Consider the following 14761-nt stretch of genomic DNA (forward strand, 5'->3'; position numbering starts at 1 on the left):
TTACGCCACGTAGCACAGCACTTCGCCACCGACACCGGTAGCGCGCGCCTTGCGGTCTGTCATGACGCCTTGGGGAGTAGTGACAATCGCCACGCCCATACCGTTCATGACTTCCGGCAGATTGCCAGTGCCTTTGTAGACGCGCAGGCCTGGGCGGCTCACACGTTCAATACGCTCAATGACCGGACGGCCAGCGTAGTACTTCAGGGCGATCAGAAGCTCGGACTTGCCGTCTTCAGTCTTCACCTCGAAGCTATCGATATAACCTTCGTCCTTCAGCACTTGGGCAATAGCCACCTTCACCTTGGAAGAGGGCACGGACACGGTCTGCTTAGCCACCATCTGCGCATTGCGGATGCGGGTCAACAGATCGGCAATGGGATCACTCATGCTCATCTTGTTACTCCTGCCGACTTACCAGCTAGCCTTGGTGATACCAGGGATATTGCCGGCGAAAGCCATTTCGCGAATCTTTGCACGACCAAGACCGAACTGACGGAAAGTACCGCGAGGACGACCAGTGATTGCGCAGCGGTTACGCTGGCGTGTAGGGTTAGCGTTGCGCGGCAATTTTTGCAGCGCCAAACGCGCTTGCGCACGTTCGTCATCGCTGCGTTTGACATCGCCTGCAATGGCCTTCAACTCAGCGTGCTTCTTGGCGTACTTGGCCACCAATTTGTCACGTTTGAGTTCGCGTTCGATCAAAGCTACTTTAGCCACTTACGTTACCTTCAGTTCTTGAACGGGAAACGGAAAGCCGAGAGCAGCGCTTTGCACTCTTCGTCGTTCTTGGCCGTCGTAGTGATGCTGATATTGAGGCCGCGCAAGGCATCAACCTTGTCATACTCAATCTCAGGGAAAATGATCTGTTCTTTGACGCCAACGTTGTAGTTGCCGCGGCCATCAAAGGAACGCCCAGAAATACCACGGAAATCGCGTACACGGGGCAGAGCCACGGTAACGAAGCGATCCAGGAATTCATACATGCGCACACCGCGCAATGTGACCATAGTGCCAATAGCCTGGCCTTCGCGGATCTTGAAACCGGCGATAGCGCGTTTGGCCTTGGTAACCACTGGCTTCTGGCCAGCGATCTTGGTGAGGTCAGACACAGCGTTGTCCATGACCTTCTTATCCGCCACTGCCTCGCTCACGCCCATATTGAGAGTGATCTTGGTGATGCGCGGCACCTCCATTGGCGACTTGTAGCCGAACTTCGCAATGAGTTCGGGCGCCACTTTTTCACGGTAAATTTGTTGCAGTCGTGCCATGATTTTCTACCCTCAGGCCACTTTGATTTCGTCGCCGCTGGACTTGTAAACGCGCACACGCTTACCATCCGCCAACAACTTGATACCCACGCGATCAGCTTTGCCGGTGGCCTTATTGAAGATTGCCACGTTCGACTGGTGAATCGGCATGGATTTCTCGATGATGCCGCCAGTCACACCCTTCATAGGATTAGGCTTGGCGTGCTTCTTGACGACATTGATGCCCTCAATGACAACACGGTCTTCAGCAGCGCGCAGCGTCACTGTGCCGCGCTTGCCCTTATCGCGCCCAGCCAGCACGATCACTTCGTCGCCTTTGCGAATCTTGTTCATGATGTGTCTTTCCTTACAGCACTTCTGGTGCCAGCGACACGATCTTCATGAAGCGTTCGTTACGCAGTTCACGCGTAACTGGGCCGAAGATGCGGGTGCCGATAGGCTCCAACTTGGCATTGAGCAGCACGGCGGCATTGCCGTCGAACTTGATCAGCGAGCCATCACCGCGGCGGATGCCCTTGGCGGTGCGAACCACAACCGCGCTATAGATCTCGCCTTTTTTGACGCGACCACGCGGAGCAGCTTCTTTAATGCTCACTTTAATGATGTCTCCAACGCTCGCGTAGCGACGCTTGGAGCCGCCCAGCACCTTAATGCACAGGACGGACTTGGCGCCGGTATTATCGGCGACCTCTAGTCGAGATTCAGTCTGGATCATTTCAAATTTCCCAACTTGTACCCAGCGCAGCAAAAAGCCACCGGATCAGTCTTGGGCCCGTCACCGCGCCTGAAAAAACTTTTCCAGGCGCTGCGCTTGGGGCAGATTCTCTAAGCCCAATTCGGGCGAAGCTCTCGATTATGCAGTGGATCAGAAGGTGCGTCAACTACCCAAGCTGCTAAATCGTATTTATCTTGCACCATAGTGCTTGGCCAGGGCCTGGAACTCACCCAGGCCTGGAGAGTATTGCGCAGAGGCACCCGTATCGCCCCCCAACTCTTTCACCAGGATGCTGGCTACGGCGTCCGCAGCAGCCACGGCCTTGGTGGCATCAAGAAACAACAGGCGCGATCTCCGTGCCAAGACATCTTCTACCGTACGGGCATATTCGAATCGAACCGCGAAGCGGACCATCGCCTCACTAAGGCCATCGGCAAGATACCTGTCGCTTCCAGGCAACATCGACACTTCCCCAGCCTCGCTGCCATACAAATGAAGGCCCGGATCAGCGCTGACGCTTACAGCGCCCGCACCAGGAGCGGGCGCCCCTACGAGCCGCTGACCGGCTGTACTGGCCCTGCCCCGCCCTGCCAATAGCCCACTGGACACGCATTGGGCCAGTACATCTTCAGCCATGGCGCGGTAAGTGGTCCATTTGCCGCCAGTCACCGTGACCAACCCGGCTTTTGACACCAGGACCGTGTGCTCTCTACTGATCGCACGGGTGGGGGCGCCACTTTCGCCACCCGGACGAACCAACGGTCGCAGGCCCACCCATTGACTCAGAATGTCTGCCCGTCCGGGCGCTCGGCGCAAGTAACGGCCTGCTTCACGCAAGATGAAATCGACTTCGTGCTCAAAAGGCGTCGGCTCCAGAGGAACGTCCTGACGCGGCGTGTCGGTGGTGCCCAAAATCAACTTTCCCAGCCAGGGCACAGCAAACAGCACCCGGCCATCTGCAGTGCTGGGGACCAGCAAGGCATGCGCCCCGGGGGAAAAAGATTGATCCACAACCAAATGGACGCCTTGGCTCGGTGCCACGATGGCACTGGTATTCTGGCCCAGGGCCCGCGCATCTTCCTGGCGCAAGGCATCCACCCAAACACCAGTGGCGTTGATCACACAGCGCGCATTCAGCGTCAATTCACGCCCGGTTTCCGCATCTCGACAAGTGACTCCGGTGACCTTGCCACCTTCGTGCACCAACCCCGTTGCGCCGCAATAGTTGACGATCCTCGCGCCATGCTGCGCCGCTGTGCGGGCGATGGCCAATGCCAGGCGAGCATCGTCAAATTGCCCATCCCAGTATTTGACACCGCCCTTCAATCCCCGCGACTGCACCCCGGGGAGCAAGCGCTGCGCCTGCCCCGAGGTCAGCCACTGCGTGCGCCCCAACCCGGCTTTCCCCGCCAACGCGTCGTAAATCTTGAGGCCTATTCCATAGAACGGCGTTTCCCACAATTTGTAGGAGGGCATGACAAAGGGCAGCGGTTGCGCCAGATGCGGCGCCCCATGAAGGATATTCAGACGCTCATGCAGCGCCTCCCGAACGAGGTGAATATCGCCCTGGGCCAGGTAGCGCACGCCCCCGTGCACAAGCTTGGTAGCCCGCGAGGAGGTGCCCTTGGCGAAATCGTGCGCCTCGACGAGCGCTACCGAGTAGCCACGCAGAGATGCATCCAGAGCCACGCCCAAGCCAGTCGCACCACCGCCAACCACCACGATGTCATATCGCTCAGGTTCGGCCAGGCGAGCCAGTATGTCTTCACGTCGTGTGGGCAGCGGAGCAGCAGTCATGGCTTGATTTTCACCGAGAATGCCCCTGAGAACGTCGTCAAGCCCTGGACTCGTGAGCCCAGCCCCGAGAACGCGCCACCGCTTCCCGCCAACGATCCAGGCGCGCGCGCCGCGCAGGTTCGGTCAGGCGGGGCTCGAACCGCTGATCGATGGCCCAATGCTGAGCAATAGCCGATCCGTTAGCCCACGTTCCGATGGCCAAGCCAGCCAGATAGGCTGCGCCCAGTGCAGTGGTTTCAGTGATGCGGGGGCGCACCACCGGCACGCCGAGAAAATCAGCCTGCATCTGCATCAACAAGTCATTGCGGCTGGCTCCGCCGTCAACCCGCAACTCGGTCAGTGCAATCCCGGAGTCGCGCATCATGGCACCAAACAGGTCCGCCGATTGCAATGCAATGGCTTCCAAGGCAGCGCGCGCGATATGGGCGCGGGTAGTGCCGCGCGTCAGCCCAACGAGGGTACCGCGTGCGCAGCCATCCCAATCGGGGGCGCCCAAGCCAGCAAAGGCCGGAACGAGAAACGCATCACCGGTATCAGGTACGCTGGCGGCCAGTGGTTCTACCTGCGCAGCGTTGTCGATGATTCCCAGGCCATCGCGTAACCACTGAATGGTTGCGCCAGCCATGAAAACCGATCCTTCCAGACAATAGGCCGTGCGCCGCTCGCCGCCCTCCTCCGGACCTTGCCAGCCCACGGTGGTCAGTAAACGATTGCGACTGGTCACAGCGGCCGTACCGGTATTCATGAGCATGAAGCATCCAGTGCCATAGGTGTTCTTAGCCATTCCGGGGCCGAAGCAGGCTTGGCCAAACGTAGCGGCCTGTTGGTCACCGGCCACTCCGGAGATGGGAATAGGCTCGCCCAGCCATTTGGGCAAAACCTCTCCCAGCACGCCGCTGGACGGCACGATGCGCGGTAATACTGCGCGAGGTATGTTGAAAAGGCGCAGCAGCTCCTCATCCCACTGCAGAGAGTGGATATTCATGAGCAATGTGCGGGAGGCATTGCTGGCGTCAGTGGCGTGTACTTGCCCGCCAGTCAGATTCCAGATGAGCCAGCTGTCTACCGTACCGAACGCGAGCTCTCCCGCCTCAGCACGCGCCCGAATGCCCGGGATGTGATCAAGCAACCATTCCAGCTTGGTGGCAGAGAAATAGGAATCCAACACCAAGCCGGTCTTGCGCTGGATAAGCCCTGCTTTACCAGCACGGCGCAATGCCTCACAACGATGCGTTGTGCGGCGGTCTTGCCAAACAATCGCCGGGGCCACTGGGTGCCCCGTTGCACGCTCCCACAGAACGGTGGTTTCGCGCTGATTGGTGATGCCTATAGCCCGGACTTTCACCGGACCCGCCGCTGAACCCTGCTGCGCCGTTAGCTTCTCCAGGCATTCACGCGCTACGCTGAGCTGCGTTAACCAGATTTCCGCCGCATCATGCTCGACCCAACCCGGTTTAGGGAAGTGCTGCGTGAACTCACGCTGCGCTAGCGCTGCTACCCGGCCGTGGGTATCAAAAGCAATGGCACGAGAGCTGGTGGTGCCTTGGTCGAGCGCAAGCAAATAGTCCATGACCGCTAGCGTAACCTGGGATCAGGCGGCGTAGAACGGGTATTTTCCTGGTCACCAAAACCAAAAAAACCGCTGACTCAAGCGAGTAAGCGGCTTCTTATTTTTGGTGCCCGGGGCCGGAATCGAACCGGCACTCCTTTCGGAGGGGGATTTTGAGTCCCCTGCGTCTACCAATTTCACCACCCGGGCAGGAAGATGACAGACCAAAATTATGGCACAGTATCAGCATGAACTATCCAACAATTGAAGACGCAGTTGGCAAAACACCGCTGGTGCAGCTGCAACGCATTGGCGCACAAGACATTTTGGCTCGCGCGAACGTTGTGCTGGCTAAGCTGGAAGGCAACAATCCGGCGGGTTCTGTGAAGGATCGGCCGGCTTTATCCATGATTCGACGTGCCGAAGAGCGCGGTGACATCAAACCAGGTGACACCTTGATTGAGGCTACGTCGGGCAATACCGGCATTGCGCTGGCCATGGCGGCGGCCATCAAGGGCTACCGCATGGTGCTGATCATGCCGGAAGATTTGTCAGTGGAACGCGCGCAAACCATGAAGGCGTTTGGCGCTGAGCTGATCCTCACGCCCCGCTCAGGGGGGATGGAATATGCGCGCGACTTGGCCGACAAGATGGTGGGACAAGGCAAGGGCGTGGTGCTCGACCAGTTTGCGAACCCCGACAACCCGCGCATTCACTACGAAACCACAGGACCTGAGCTGTGGGAACAGACTGGTGGCCGCATCACGCACTTCATCAGCGCAATGGGGACCACCGGAACCATTACAGGCGTTGCCCGGTTCCTGAAAGAAAAAAATCCAGCGGTGAAGATCATTGGCGCCCAGCCAGCCGAAGGCTCCCGGATTCCCGGGATTCGTAAATGGCCGCAGGAGTACCTGCCAAGAATCTACGACCCTCAACTGGTGGATGAGGAAATGCTCGTGACGCAGGATGACGCAGAGGAAATGGCAAGGCGCCTGGCGCGCGAGGAAGGCATCTTTGGTGGTATTTCCTCCGGCGGTGCAGCCTGGGTGGCCCAGCAGGTCGCCTTGCGCGAGAAAAATGCAACCATCGTGTTCGTCGTCTGCGATCGCGGGGACCGGTATCTGTCCACTGGCGTGTTTCCCGCCTGAGACCACTTGTCCATTCACCCTCCCCCGTCAACTGCCTGGTAACGATCCCGTATGGCCCATTGGAATTTCTGCCCTCAGTGCGCAACGCCACTGGAGATGATCACCCTCGAAGAAGACGGTGGCCCTCAAGAGCGCCTGCGCTGCCCGGCTTGCGACTTCACACACTGGAACAACCCAACGCCCGTCCTGGCGGCTATCGTGGAAATCGATGGCAAGGTGCTCCTGGCGCGCAACGCCGCTTGGCCGCACAAGATGTTCGCCTTGATCACTGGCTTCATGGAAGCTGGGGAGTCTCCTGCAGACGGCATTGCCCGGGAGGTCAAGGAAGAGACCAACCTGGACGTGCGATCGTCCAAGCTTGTGGGAGCCTATGAGTTCCTGCGCATGAATCAGGTCATCATTGCCTACCACGTGGTAGCTGAGGGTGAGGTGCGCCTATCACCTGAGTTAGCAGACTACAAACTCTACGACCTGGCTGATCTGAAATGCTGGCCGGCGGGCACCGGGTACGCACTGGCCGATTGGCTTCGCACGCGCGGGCACGAACCCGTATTCTTCACGCCTGAGGAAAACGCCGAACGCCGGCGCGGCTTCGGCGAAGCTTCCAGTACTTAGAACCGGCCATGAATATCGACAAGGAAGTAGACGCCCGCGGATTGAATTGCCCGCTGCCCATTCTTAAGGCCAAGAAGGCCTTGTCAGAGATGCAAAGCGGCCAATTGCTGAAAGTGCTCTGCACCGACCCCGGGTCTGTGCGCGATTTTCAGGCTTTCGCGAAGCAAACCGGCAATGAGCTGACCGAGCAGCAAACGGTTGAAGGCGAGTTCATCCACGTGCTGCGGCGGCGCTAGGAGGCTCTTACAGCTCCAGCGACTTCAGGTATTGGCGGAACTCTGCGCCCATTTGAGGGTGCTGCAAAGCCAATTCGACTGTGGCTTGCAAAAAGCCATCTTTGCTGCCGCAGTCGTATCGTTTCCCACTGTATTGATAGGCGTAAACGCGCTCCTTGGCCATCAGGTTGCCAATGGCATCGGTGAGCTGAATCTCCCCACCTGCGCCTGGAGGCAGATTGCGGATTTCATCGAAGATGCGTGGCGTGAGGATGTAGCGCCCGGCCACGCCCATGCGGGAAGGTGCCTCGCTAGGCGTTGGCTTTTCGACGATGCGATCGATGCTGATCAAACGCTCCCCAGCAGCTTGCCCGGCGACGATACCGTAACGCTTGACCTGGTCTTCTGGCACTTCCTGCACGGCCAACACCGAGCGGCCCAGCGCGCTAAACGCCTTCACCATCTGCGTCAGCACTGCGGGGCCTCCGGGTGGCCCTACCATCAGGTCATCGGCCAGGAGGACGGCAAACGGTTGTTCACCCACGATGTGGGCGGCGCATAGCACAGCATGACCGAGACCAAGCGAGCGCGCCTGGCGAACATAAGTGCAAACCATGTCGTCTGGCTGCACCGCGCGCACAGCCGAGAGCAGCTCTGTTTTACCAGCGGCGTCCAGCTCGCTTTCCAGTTCGTAGGCGGTGTCGAAGTGGTCTTCAATGGCACGCTTGCTGCGGCCTGTCACGAAAACCATATGGCGCACGCCCGCGGCATAAGCCTCCTCCACTGCATACTGGATCAGCGGTTTATCGACGATGGGCAGCATCTCCTTGGGACTGGCCTTGGTGGCTGGAAGAAAACGCGTACCCAACCCAGCAACGGGAAAGACGGCGGTAGTGACTTGGCTGGGGGATGTCATACAGAAATGAAATTGAGAAACGTGAATAAGCGGGGATCGACGAAAGTTTCAACCAAGACGCGCTAATTGACTACGGTTTTTCTCCAGCGCCGCGTTGAAATCAGCTAGGCGTTTTTTCTCTTGTTCGATCACAGCGGGCGGCGCCTTGGCAACGAAAGCCTCGTTGCTGAGCTTCCCATCCGCCTTGGCGATCTCACCTTCCAGACGAGCCACCTCCTTGCCGATCCGGATCTTCTCGGCCGCGATGTCGACCTCCATGAAGAGCGCCATGCGGGCATCGCCCACCACGGCCACGGGTGCGGCCTGCGCAGCAGCTTGCCAAGCGCCCTCTTCGTCAAATACCTTCACTTCGCTCAGCTTCGCCAGAGCCTGCAGCACGGCCGCATTGGCTCGCATGAATTTGGTGTCACCCAGCACGAACAGGGGCATACGCTGCGCGGGAGAGACGCCCATCTCACCACGCAGGTTTCGGCAGGCTTCAACCACGCGCTTGAGCTGAGCGACTTCGTCTTCAGCAGCGGTATCGATGTTGGCGGCCTGTGCGAGTGGATATGGCGCGACGGCGATCGAGTCTCCGACCTTGCCGGCGACGGGTGCCACCGCCTGCCACAGTGCTTCGGTCACGAAGGGAATGATGGGATGAGCCAAGCGGAGAATGGCTTCGAGCACTCGAACCAGGGTGCCGCGTGTGGCGCGCTGCTGCTGGGCATCGCCAGTCTGGATCTGCACCTTGGCGATTTCAAGATACCAATCGCAGAACTCATTCCATACGAAATCGTAGAGGGTGTTGGCGACGTTGTCGAGGCGGTAGTCGGCAAAGCCCTTGGCCACGTCAGCCTCAGTTTTTTGCAAGCGGCTGATGATCCATTTATCGGCTGCTGAGCGGTGGCTTGCCACATCTTCTGCGGGCGTGCAGTCATGGCCTTCGCAGTTCATCAACACGAAGCGGCTGGCATTCCACAGCTTATTGCAGAAATTGCGGTAACCCTCGCAACGCTTGCTGTCGAAATTGACGGTGCGCCCCAGGGTAGCCATGGCCGCGAACGTGAAGCGCAACGCGTCTGCGCCATAAGCGGGAATTCCTTCCGGGAATTCTTTCTTGGTGTTCGCGCGGACCTTGGGCGCTGTTTCCGGCTTGCGAAGGCCGGTGGCTCGCTTCTCCAGCAGCGGTTCAAGGGCAATGCCATCGATCAGATCGACTGGGTCAAGCACATTGCCTTCGGATTTGCTCATCTTCTTGCCCTGCGCATCAAGCACCAGGCCGTGGATGTAGACATCGCGGAAAGGCACCTGGCCTGTGAAGTGCGTGGTCATCATGATCATCCGGGCGACCCAAAAGAAGATGATGTCGTGGCCGGTGACCAGCACACTGCTTGGCAGGTAAAGGCTGAGGTCTTCTGTTTTTTCAGGCCATCCGAGCGAGGAGAACGGCACCAGCGCGGAGGAATACCAGGTGTCGAGCACGTCTTCGTCGCGGGTCAGGGAGCCGCTATAGCCGGCCTGCGTTGCCTTGGCACGCGCTTCTTCTTCACTGCGGGCAACGAAGATGCTGCCATTGTCCCCGTACCAGGCGGGAATTTGGTGTCCCCACCAGAGCTGGCGGCTGATGCACCAATCCTGGATGTTGTTCATCCATTGGTTGTAGGTATTGACCCATTGCTCAGGAACGAATCGCACCTGGCCAGATTGAACGACATCGATCGCTTTCTGGGCGATGCTTTTACCGGTTTCATCGGGTTTGCTCATCGCCACGAACCATTGGTCGGTCAGCATGGGTTCGATGATCTGCCCTGTGCGCGCACAGCGCGGCACGACCAAACGGTGCTTCTTGGTTTCCACCAGAAGGCCCAGTGCCTCCAGATCAGCCACCACGGCCTTGCGGGCCACGAAGCGATTCAGGCCTCGGTACTTCTCGGGCGCGTTGTCGTTGATAGCGGCGTCCAGCGTGAGCACTTCAATGATGGGCAGTCCATGGCGCTGCCCCACCGCGTAATCGTTGGCATCATGGGCAGGCGTGACCTTGACGACCCCGGTGCCGAATTCCTTATCAACATAATCGTCGGCGATGACCGGGATCTCTCTGCCCACCAGCGGCAGCTTGACTTGGCTTCCGATCAGGTGCTTGTAGCGCTCGTCTTCTGGGTGCACCATCACGGCCACGTCACCCAGCATGGTTTCAGGCCGTGTAGTGGCCACCACCAGTTGACCGCTGCCATCTGCCAGTGGGTAGGCGATATGCCAAAGGAAGCCGTCTTCTTCTTCGCTTTCCACCTCGAGATCGCTCACGGCGGTTTTAAGCTCTGGATCCCAGTTCACCAGGCGTTTGCCGCGATAGATCAGGCCTTGATCGTGCAACTGAACAAAGGTTTCCGTGACGACCTTGCTCAGCTTGTCGTCCATGGTGAAGTATTCGCGGCTCCAATCGACGCTGGCACCCATGCGGCGCATCTGCTGCGTGATGGTGTCGCCGGAACGCTTTTTCCATTCCCACACACGGGCGACGAAATTCTTGCGGCCCAGATCATGCCGGCTTTGCTTTTGCTCCTGAAGCTGCCGCTCCACGACGATCTGCGTGGCAATGCCGGCGTGATCAGTCCCCGGAACCCAGAGCGTGTTGAACCCTTTCATCCGGTGATAGCGCGTGAGGCTATCCATGATGGTCTGGTTGAACGCATGCCCCATGTGCAGCGTGCCGGTCACATTGGGTGGCGGCAGTTGTACGGCGAAGTTTTCGCCCTTGGCTGCGGCTTCGGCGCTGGCCTGGCCCGTCCCGCGAAATCCGGCACGCCCCATGCCGCGCTGCTCCCACAGGGGGCCCCAGCTCGACTCAACGGCGGCTGGATCGAAAGATTTGGAAAGGGCGGCGAGGCCCGGCTGCGAAAGCTCTTGATCAGACATGGTGGCGGGCGGCGTAACCGCAAATAGTATGGCCCGCAATGCCAGAAAAAGCCGGGAGCGGGCCTAGAAGGGTTGATTTTAGCTTCGCGGACCTTTTTGCATGCGGGGCGGCCCCATTGTCCATGGAGCTTTGCCTTGAGAACTGAGCGGACAGATCATGGCGTTACCCTCCCTTCCTGCCCCCGGAGCCCCCAAGCACCTCCCAGAGAGCCCCCTATTCCCACATATATCAAGAGCATCTCCAGTGTCGTGAGTTGGAAGTTCGCTGAAGATAAAAATCTGTCGAAATTGGCGTCAGGCAAGGAACAAACCGCAGTGATACCGAGTGGTATCGCGAGGAGTTGTGACGCCGCATGGCGCCGATTCTCGGCGGATTTGTTCAGCGAACTTCCAATTCACGACACTAGAATCCCACCATGCTTTCACTTGCAGACACTGCCATCGACACCTCACCCGACCTGGAGCGGCGCTTTGGCGGACTCAGCCGCCTTTATGGGGTTGAGGGCGCGAAGCGCATCCGCGCCGCTCATGTGGCCGTGGTGGGAATTGGCGGCGTGGGATCGTGGGCGGCAGAGGCACTGGCCCGCAGCGGGGTTGGCCAGATCACGCTAATAGATATGGACCATATCTCTGAGTCAAACGTCAACCGCCAGATTCACGCGGTGACTTCCACGCTTGGCCAAGCCAAGGTAGAAGCCATGCGCGAGCGAATTGCGCAAATTCACCCTGGGTGTGTAGTCCACACCGTGGATGCGTTTGCTGAGCCAGGCAATTGGCCGCAAATCTTGCCGACATCGGTGGATGCCGTTATTGACGCTTGTGATCAGGTCGTCGCCAAAGTCGCCATGGCCGCCTGGGCGCGCCGTGAGCGGCGTAGTTTTATTAGTGTGGGCGCCGCTGGCGGCAAGCTTCGGGGCGATCTGGTGGAAGCGGCGGATATCGCCGACGCCACCCACGATCCCTTGCTGGCGCAAGTGCGCTATCGCCTGCGGCGCGAGCACGGCGCCCCATCTGCGGGCAAACGCATAGGCGTTCGTTGTATATTCAGCCGTGAAAGCGTCGCACTGCCACCAGCAGTTTGCGAGGGAGAAGAAACCGATGGCACCCTCAATTGCCACGGCTACGGATCCACGGTTGCGGTCACTGCAACCTTCGGTTTTTGTGCCGCCGGAGAACTTTTAAACGAGATTTCCAAAAGAGCCTAAAAAGCACGCTATAATTTGAGGCTTCCCGGTTCTCCGGGAAAGTGGGACGTTAGCTCAGTTGGTAGAGCAGCGGACTTTTAATCCGTTTGTCGTGGGTTCGACCCCCGCACGTCCCACCAAGGTATATAAGGAAACCGCGCTATCCAAAAGGTAGCGCGGTTTTTCTTTTGGCGCGCTTGCACACAATCTCAGGGCAACTTGGCCACAAGCGGAGGGCCCATCACCGACAATGGATAGACCACCGACCCGGAAGCCTTCCTTGTAGCGGCAGATGCAAGAGCGTTTGAAGCATGACTCGCGGGCGCATTCCACGCCGATGATTTAGCGCGGCTGCTGTTGCGTCGTGCAGTGGATGCCACCACCGCCGGCGGCAATGGCGTCGATGTCGAGTTGCACCACCTCGCGCTTGGGAAACATCTCGCGCAACAATGCACGGGCGTTAGCATCAGCACGTGCATCGCCGAATTGTGGCGCGATGACCGCGCCATTGCAGAGGTAGAAGTTGATGTAACCCGCCGCGAACTCATCCGACTCGAAGGTGCTGCGCACCGTCTCCGGGCCGCGGAGGACTTCCACGCGCAGGCGTTGCCCGCGTGCATCTGTGGCCTGGCGCAGGATCTCCAGGTGGCGCCGGGTCACAGCGTGATCGTAAGAGTCCGGGTCGTCTTCCAGCCCTGCGACCACCACGCCCGGCGCGGCAAAGCGCGCGTAGAAATCGGTATGGCCGTCAGTGATGTCGCGGCCCGCGATACCGGGCAGTCAGATGATCTTGCGCAGACCCAGCAGGCGCTTGAGTTCGGCTTCACAGGCCTCCTTGCGCAGACCGGGGTTGCGGTTGGCGTTGAGCACACAGCTCTCGGTGATGATGGCGGTGCCCGCGCCGTCGACCTCGATGCCACCGCCTTCGAGCACCAGCCGCGTGCGCAGGCGCTGTACTTTGGCAGAGCCAGTCACGTATTCGGCGACTTCGGCGTCGCGCGCATGCGATTGCTTGTTGCCCCAGCCATTGAAGTTGAAATCAACGCCAGCCCATTCACCAGCGCCATTGCGCACAAACACGGGGCCAGTGTCCCGCATCCAGAGGTCGTCGACTGGCTGCACCTCGAGCTTCACGCGGTGGCCGCATAGCCGTGCGGCCAAGTCGTGCTCCTGTTCGCGCACCAACAGGTGCACGGGCTCAAACGCGGCGATGGTGCGGGCGATCAGCGCCAGGTTCTCGCGCGCTGGCTTCAGCAGGCGCCGCCCCCAGACACGTTCGCTAGGGCCGAAGGACATCCAGGTGGCCCGGTGCGCATCGCCCTCATCAGGCATATGCCAGGTGTCGGGTGCTGCGGCGGTGGACGTGGCAGCCCACGCCAGCGGGGCCAAGCCCAAGCGGTGCAGCAAGCGGCGGCGGGTCAGGAGAAGAGGCATGTCGGTCTCCGAAATCAAGGGACGTGGCGCGGCCCCACGGCTCATTGGTCTTTCCGTATTAATGCATCGATCGACTGGAGGGCACGGAGCGCACCGCAAGCCAATCCCACATCAAAAGGCGTTGGAACACTGAACTCCCTGGGATTGATGCGAACCAACCGCCCGCCAAATGCCTGAATGACTCTGTGGCTGAAATGACGCACAGAAGGAATGGCCGTTCCGGCGCCAATTTCTACAACAACGGGCCTGCGCGCGCCCAAAAGCCAATGCTCCAGCTGCCGGCTTTGCGCGGCTTGGCGGCTATCGTTCCAATGCCAATCGTTGAACATCAACACGTTGGGTCGTGCCAGACCGCCACAGTGAGGGCATGCCGGGGGCGAGTTAAGCAATAAGCAGCGCTTTTCATCCCCCTCGGGGACAAAGTCATCGGCGGGCCAAATGGCATCACTACAAGGCTTTGAGCATTGCAGGTGAAGAATGGAACCATGGCATTCGTTGATTCTGGTTTGGGCGAACTCTGCTCTTTGGAACTGCCCATCGACATTGCTCGTGAACACGGCACTGCCCAGTTCCATGCGCTCTCCCCAGGCTTTCAATATTTGGAAGCCTGCATGAGGTTGCGTTGCTCGGTATAGCTGGAGCCGGTGACCATAGAACCCCCAGGCGCGCTCAGGATGAGCACGAAATGCTTCCGGGGAGGCAATGCTGGTGAAATCTACTTGCTCATGCGCCAAGGCTGGATAGGCTTTCCAAAAACCTTCTGTGCCACGAAAGTCTGGCAAGCCTGAGTCAACGCCCATCCCTGCTCCCGCTGCCACTATCAAAGCGTCAGACTGCATCACCAGGTCGGCAGCGTGCTCCAGGTCACCCGCATTGATTGGCGTGCTTGCTGTGGATTTCATTCCCAAATCCTACCGGGTTCCTTGAGCGTACGAATGCCTTTCTAGGCTCATGTCGTGGACGCGCGAGCCATGGACACGCCGTTTGCCCTCACCGGTTGGCCGGCCCCGCCCCAC

The 14761-nt window shown here is 59.3% G+C and carries 14 protein-coding genes, 2 tRNA genes and 1 pseudogene; 5 read left to right on the forward strand and 12 right to left on the reverse strand.

The features are described from left to right. The 8 genes from rpsH to G518_RS0105405 all read right to left on the reverse strand — a co-directional run bounded on the left by rpsH (position 1) and on the right by G518_RS0105405 (position 5542). Complete coding sequence (rpsH, locus tag G518_RS0105365; RefSeq protein ID WP_028601652.1) at positions 1–396, reverse strand: 30S ribosomal protein S8; 396 nt, start codon at positions 394–396, stop codon at positions 1–3. Positions 397–414: 18 nt separating this feature from the next. After that, positions 415–720 carry a 30S ribosomal protein S14 gene (gene rpsN, locus G518_RS0105370; RefSeq protein WP_028601653.1) on the reverse strand — a complete coding sequence of 102 codons (306 nt, stop codon included), beginning with the start codon at positions 718–720 and terminating at the stop codon, positions 415–417. Positions 721–731: 11 nt separating this feature from the next. Then, complete coding sequence (gene rplE / locus G518_RS0105375; protein ID WP_028601654.1) at positions 732–1271, reverse strand: 50S ribosomal protein L5; 540 nt, start codon at positions 1269–1271, stop codon at positions 732–734. A gap of 12 nt (positions 1272–1283) precedes the next feature. Then, positions 1284–1604 carry a 50S ribosomal protein L24 gene (gene rplX / locus G518_RS0105380; RefSeq protein WP_028601655.1) on the reverse strand — a complete coding sequence of 107 codons (321 nt, stop codon included), beginning with the start codon at positions 1602–1604 and terminating at the stop codon, positions 1284–1286. Between the two features lie 13 nt (positions 1605–1617). Beyond that, on the reverse strand, positions 1618–1986 hold the full coding sequence (gene rplN / locus G518_RS0105385; protein WP_028601656.1) for a 50S ribosomal protein L14: 369 nt from the start codon (positions 1984–1986) through the stop codon (positions 1618–1620). Positions 1987–2175: 189 nt separating this feature from the next. Continuing rightward, complete coding sequence (locus tag G518_RS0105395) at positions 2176–3783, reverse strand: glycerol-3-phosphate dehydrogenase/oxidase (RefSeq protein WP_028601657.1); 1608 nt, start codon at positions 3781–3783, stop codon at positions 2176–2178. A gap of 37 nt (positions 3784–3820) precedes the next feature. After that, complete coding sequence (gene glpK, locus G518_RS0105400) at positions 3821–5353, reverse strand: glycerol kinase GlpK (RefSeq protein ID WP_028601658.1); 1533 nt, start codon at positions 5351–5353, stop codon at positions 3821–3823. 104 nt (positions 5354–5457) lie between these two features. After that, positions 5458–5542, reverse strand: a tRNA-Leu gene (locus G518_RS0105405). Between the two features lie 38 nt (positions 5543–5580). Between G518_RS0105405 and cysM the strand changes: the two genes are divergently transcribed. From cysM to G518_RS0105420, 3 genes are read left to right on the forward strand one after another with little or no spacing between them, the layout of a single operon-like run. Continuing rightward, positions 5581–6483, forward strand: a complete 903-nt coding sequence (gene cysM, locus G518_RS0105410; RefSeq protein WP_028601659.1) for a cysteine synthase CysM — start codon at positions 5581–5583, stop codon at positions 6481–6483. Positions 6484–6534: 51 nt separating this feature from the next. Continuing rightward, positions 6535–7098, forward strand: coding sequence for an NUDIX hydrolase (locus tag G518_RS0105415; protein ID WP_028601660.1), 564 nt, complete (start codon positions 6535–6537; stop codon positions 7096–7098). Positions 7099–7106: 8 nt separating this feature from the next. After that, the gene (locus G518_RS0105420; protein ID WP_028601661.1) at positions 7107–7334 is read left to right on the forward strand and encodes a sulfurtransferase TusA family protein; all 228 of its coding nucleotides are present in this window, start codon (positions 7107–7109) and stop codon (positions 7332–7334) included. Positions 7335–7341: 7 nt separating this feature from the next. On the opposite strand, the gene galU is transcribed toward G518_RS0105420, so the two are convergent. After that, complete coding sequence (gene galU, locus G518_RS0105425; protein ID WP_028601662.1) at positions 7342–8229, reverse strand: UTP--glucose-1-phosphate uridylyltransferase GalU; 888 nt, start codon at positions 8227–8229, stop codon at positions 7342–7344. A 48-nt stretch (positions 8230–8277) separates the two neighbouring features. Beyond that, positions 8278–11127 carry a valine--tRNA ligase gene (locus tag G518_RS0105430; RefSeq protein ID WP_028601663.1) on the reverse strand — a complete coding sequence of 950 codons (2850 nt, stop codon included), beginning with the start codon at positions 11125–11127 and terminating at the stop codon, positions 8278–8280. Between the two features lie 416 nt (positions 11128–11543). Here G518_RS0105430 and G518_RS0105435 point away from each other — a divergent pair, with 416 nt between their 5' ends. Together G518_RS0105435 and G518_RS0105440 are read left to right on the forward strand one after the other, a co-directional pair. After that, positions 11544–12332, forward strand: coding sequence for a tRNA threonylcarbamoyladenosine dehydratase (locus G518_RS0105435; protein WP_051236066.1), 789 nt, complete (start codon positions 11544–11546; stop codon positions 12330–12332). A 43-nt stretch (positions 12333–12375) separates the two neighbouring features. Then, positions 12376–12451 (forward strand) — tRNA-Lys (locus G518_RS0105440). 202 nt (positions 12452–12653) lie between these two features. Here the strand turns inward: G518_RS0105440 and G518_RS34005 are convergent. Next, positions 12654–13745: pseudogene (locus G518_RS34005) on the reverse strand (agmatine deiminase family protein). Positions 13746–13786: 41 nt separating this feature from the next. Then, entirely contained in the window at positions 13787–14647 is an 861-nt protein-coding gene (locus G518_RS0105450; protein WP_084651492.1) for an SIR2 family NAD-dependent protein deacylase, read from the reverse strand. Between the last annotated feature and the right edge of the window lie 114 nt (positions 14648–14761).

The organism is Ottowia thiooxydans DSM 14619 (assembly GCF_000422885.1).
Lineage (GTDB): Bacteria > Pseudomonadota > Gammaproteobacteria > Burkholderiales > Burkholderiaceae_C > Ottowia > Ottowia thiooxydans.

Coding starts and splice junctions, on each gene's coding strand:
- rplX (WP_028601655.1), bottom strand. CDS start 1,604: ATGAACAAGATTCGCAAAGGCGACGAAGTGATCGTGCTGGCTGGGCGC.
- G518_RS0105450 (WP_084651492.1), bottom strand. CDS start 14,647: ATGAAATCCACAGCAAGCACGCCAATCAATGCGGGTGACCTGGAGCAC.
- cysM (WP_028601659.1), top strand. CDS start 5,581: ATGAACTATCCAACAATTGAAGACGCAGTTGGCAAAACACCGCTGGTG.
- G518_RS0105395 (WP_028601657.1), bottom strand. CDS start 3,783: ATGACTGCTGCTCCGCTGCCCACACGACGTGAAGACATACTGGCTCGC.
- rplE (WP_028601654.1), bottom strand. CDS start 1,271: ATGGCACGACTGCAACAAATTTACCGTGAAAAAGTGGCGCCCGAACTC.
- G518_RS0105430 (WP_028601663.1), bottom strand. CDS start 11,127: ATGTCTGATCAAGAGCTTTCGCAGCCGGGCCTCGCCGCCCTTTCCAAA.
- G518_RS0105415 (WP_028601660.1), top strand. CDS start 6,535: ATGGCCCATTGGAATTTCTGCCCTCAGTGCGCAACGCCACTGGAGATG.
- galU (WP_028601662.1), bottom strand. CDS start 8,229: ATGACATCCCCCAGCCAAGTCACTACCGCCGTCTTTCCCGTTGCTGGG.
- rpsH (WP_028601652.1), bottom strand. CDS start 396: ATGAGCATGAGTGATCCCATTGCCGATCTGTTGACCCGCATCCGCAAT.
- G518_RS0105420 (WP_028601661.1), top strand. CDS start 7,107: ATGAATATCGACAAGGAAGTAGACGCCCGCGGATTGAATTGCCCGCTG.
- rplN (WP_028601656.1), bottom strand. CDS start 1,986: ATGATCCAGACTGAATCTCGACTAGAGGTCGCCGATAATACCGGCGCC.
- glpK (WP_028601658.1), bottom strand. CDS start 5,353: ATGGACTATTTGCTTGCGCTCGACCAAGGCACCACCAGCTCTCGTGCC.
- G518_RS0105435 (WP_051236066.1), top strand. CDS start 11,544: ATGCTTTCACTTGCAGACACTGCCATCGACACCTCACCCGACCTGGAG.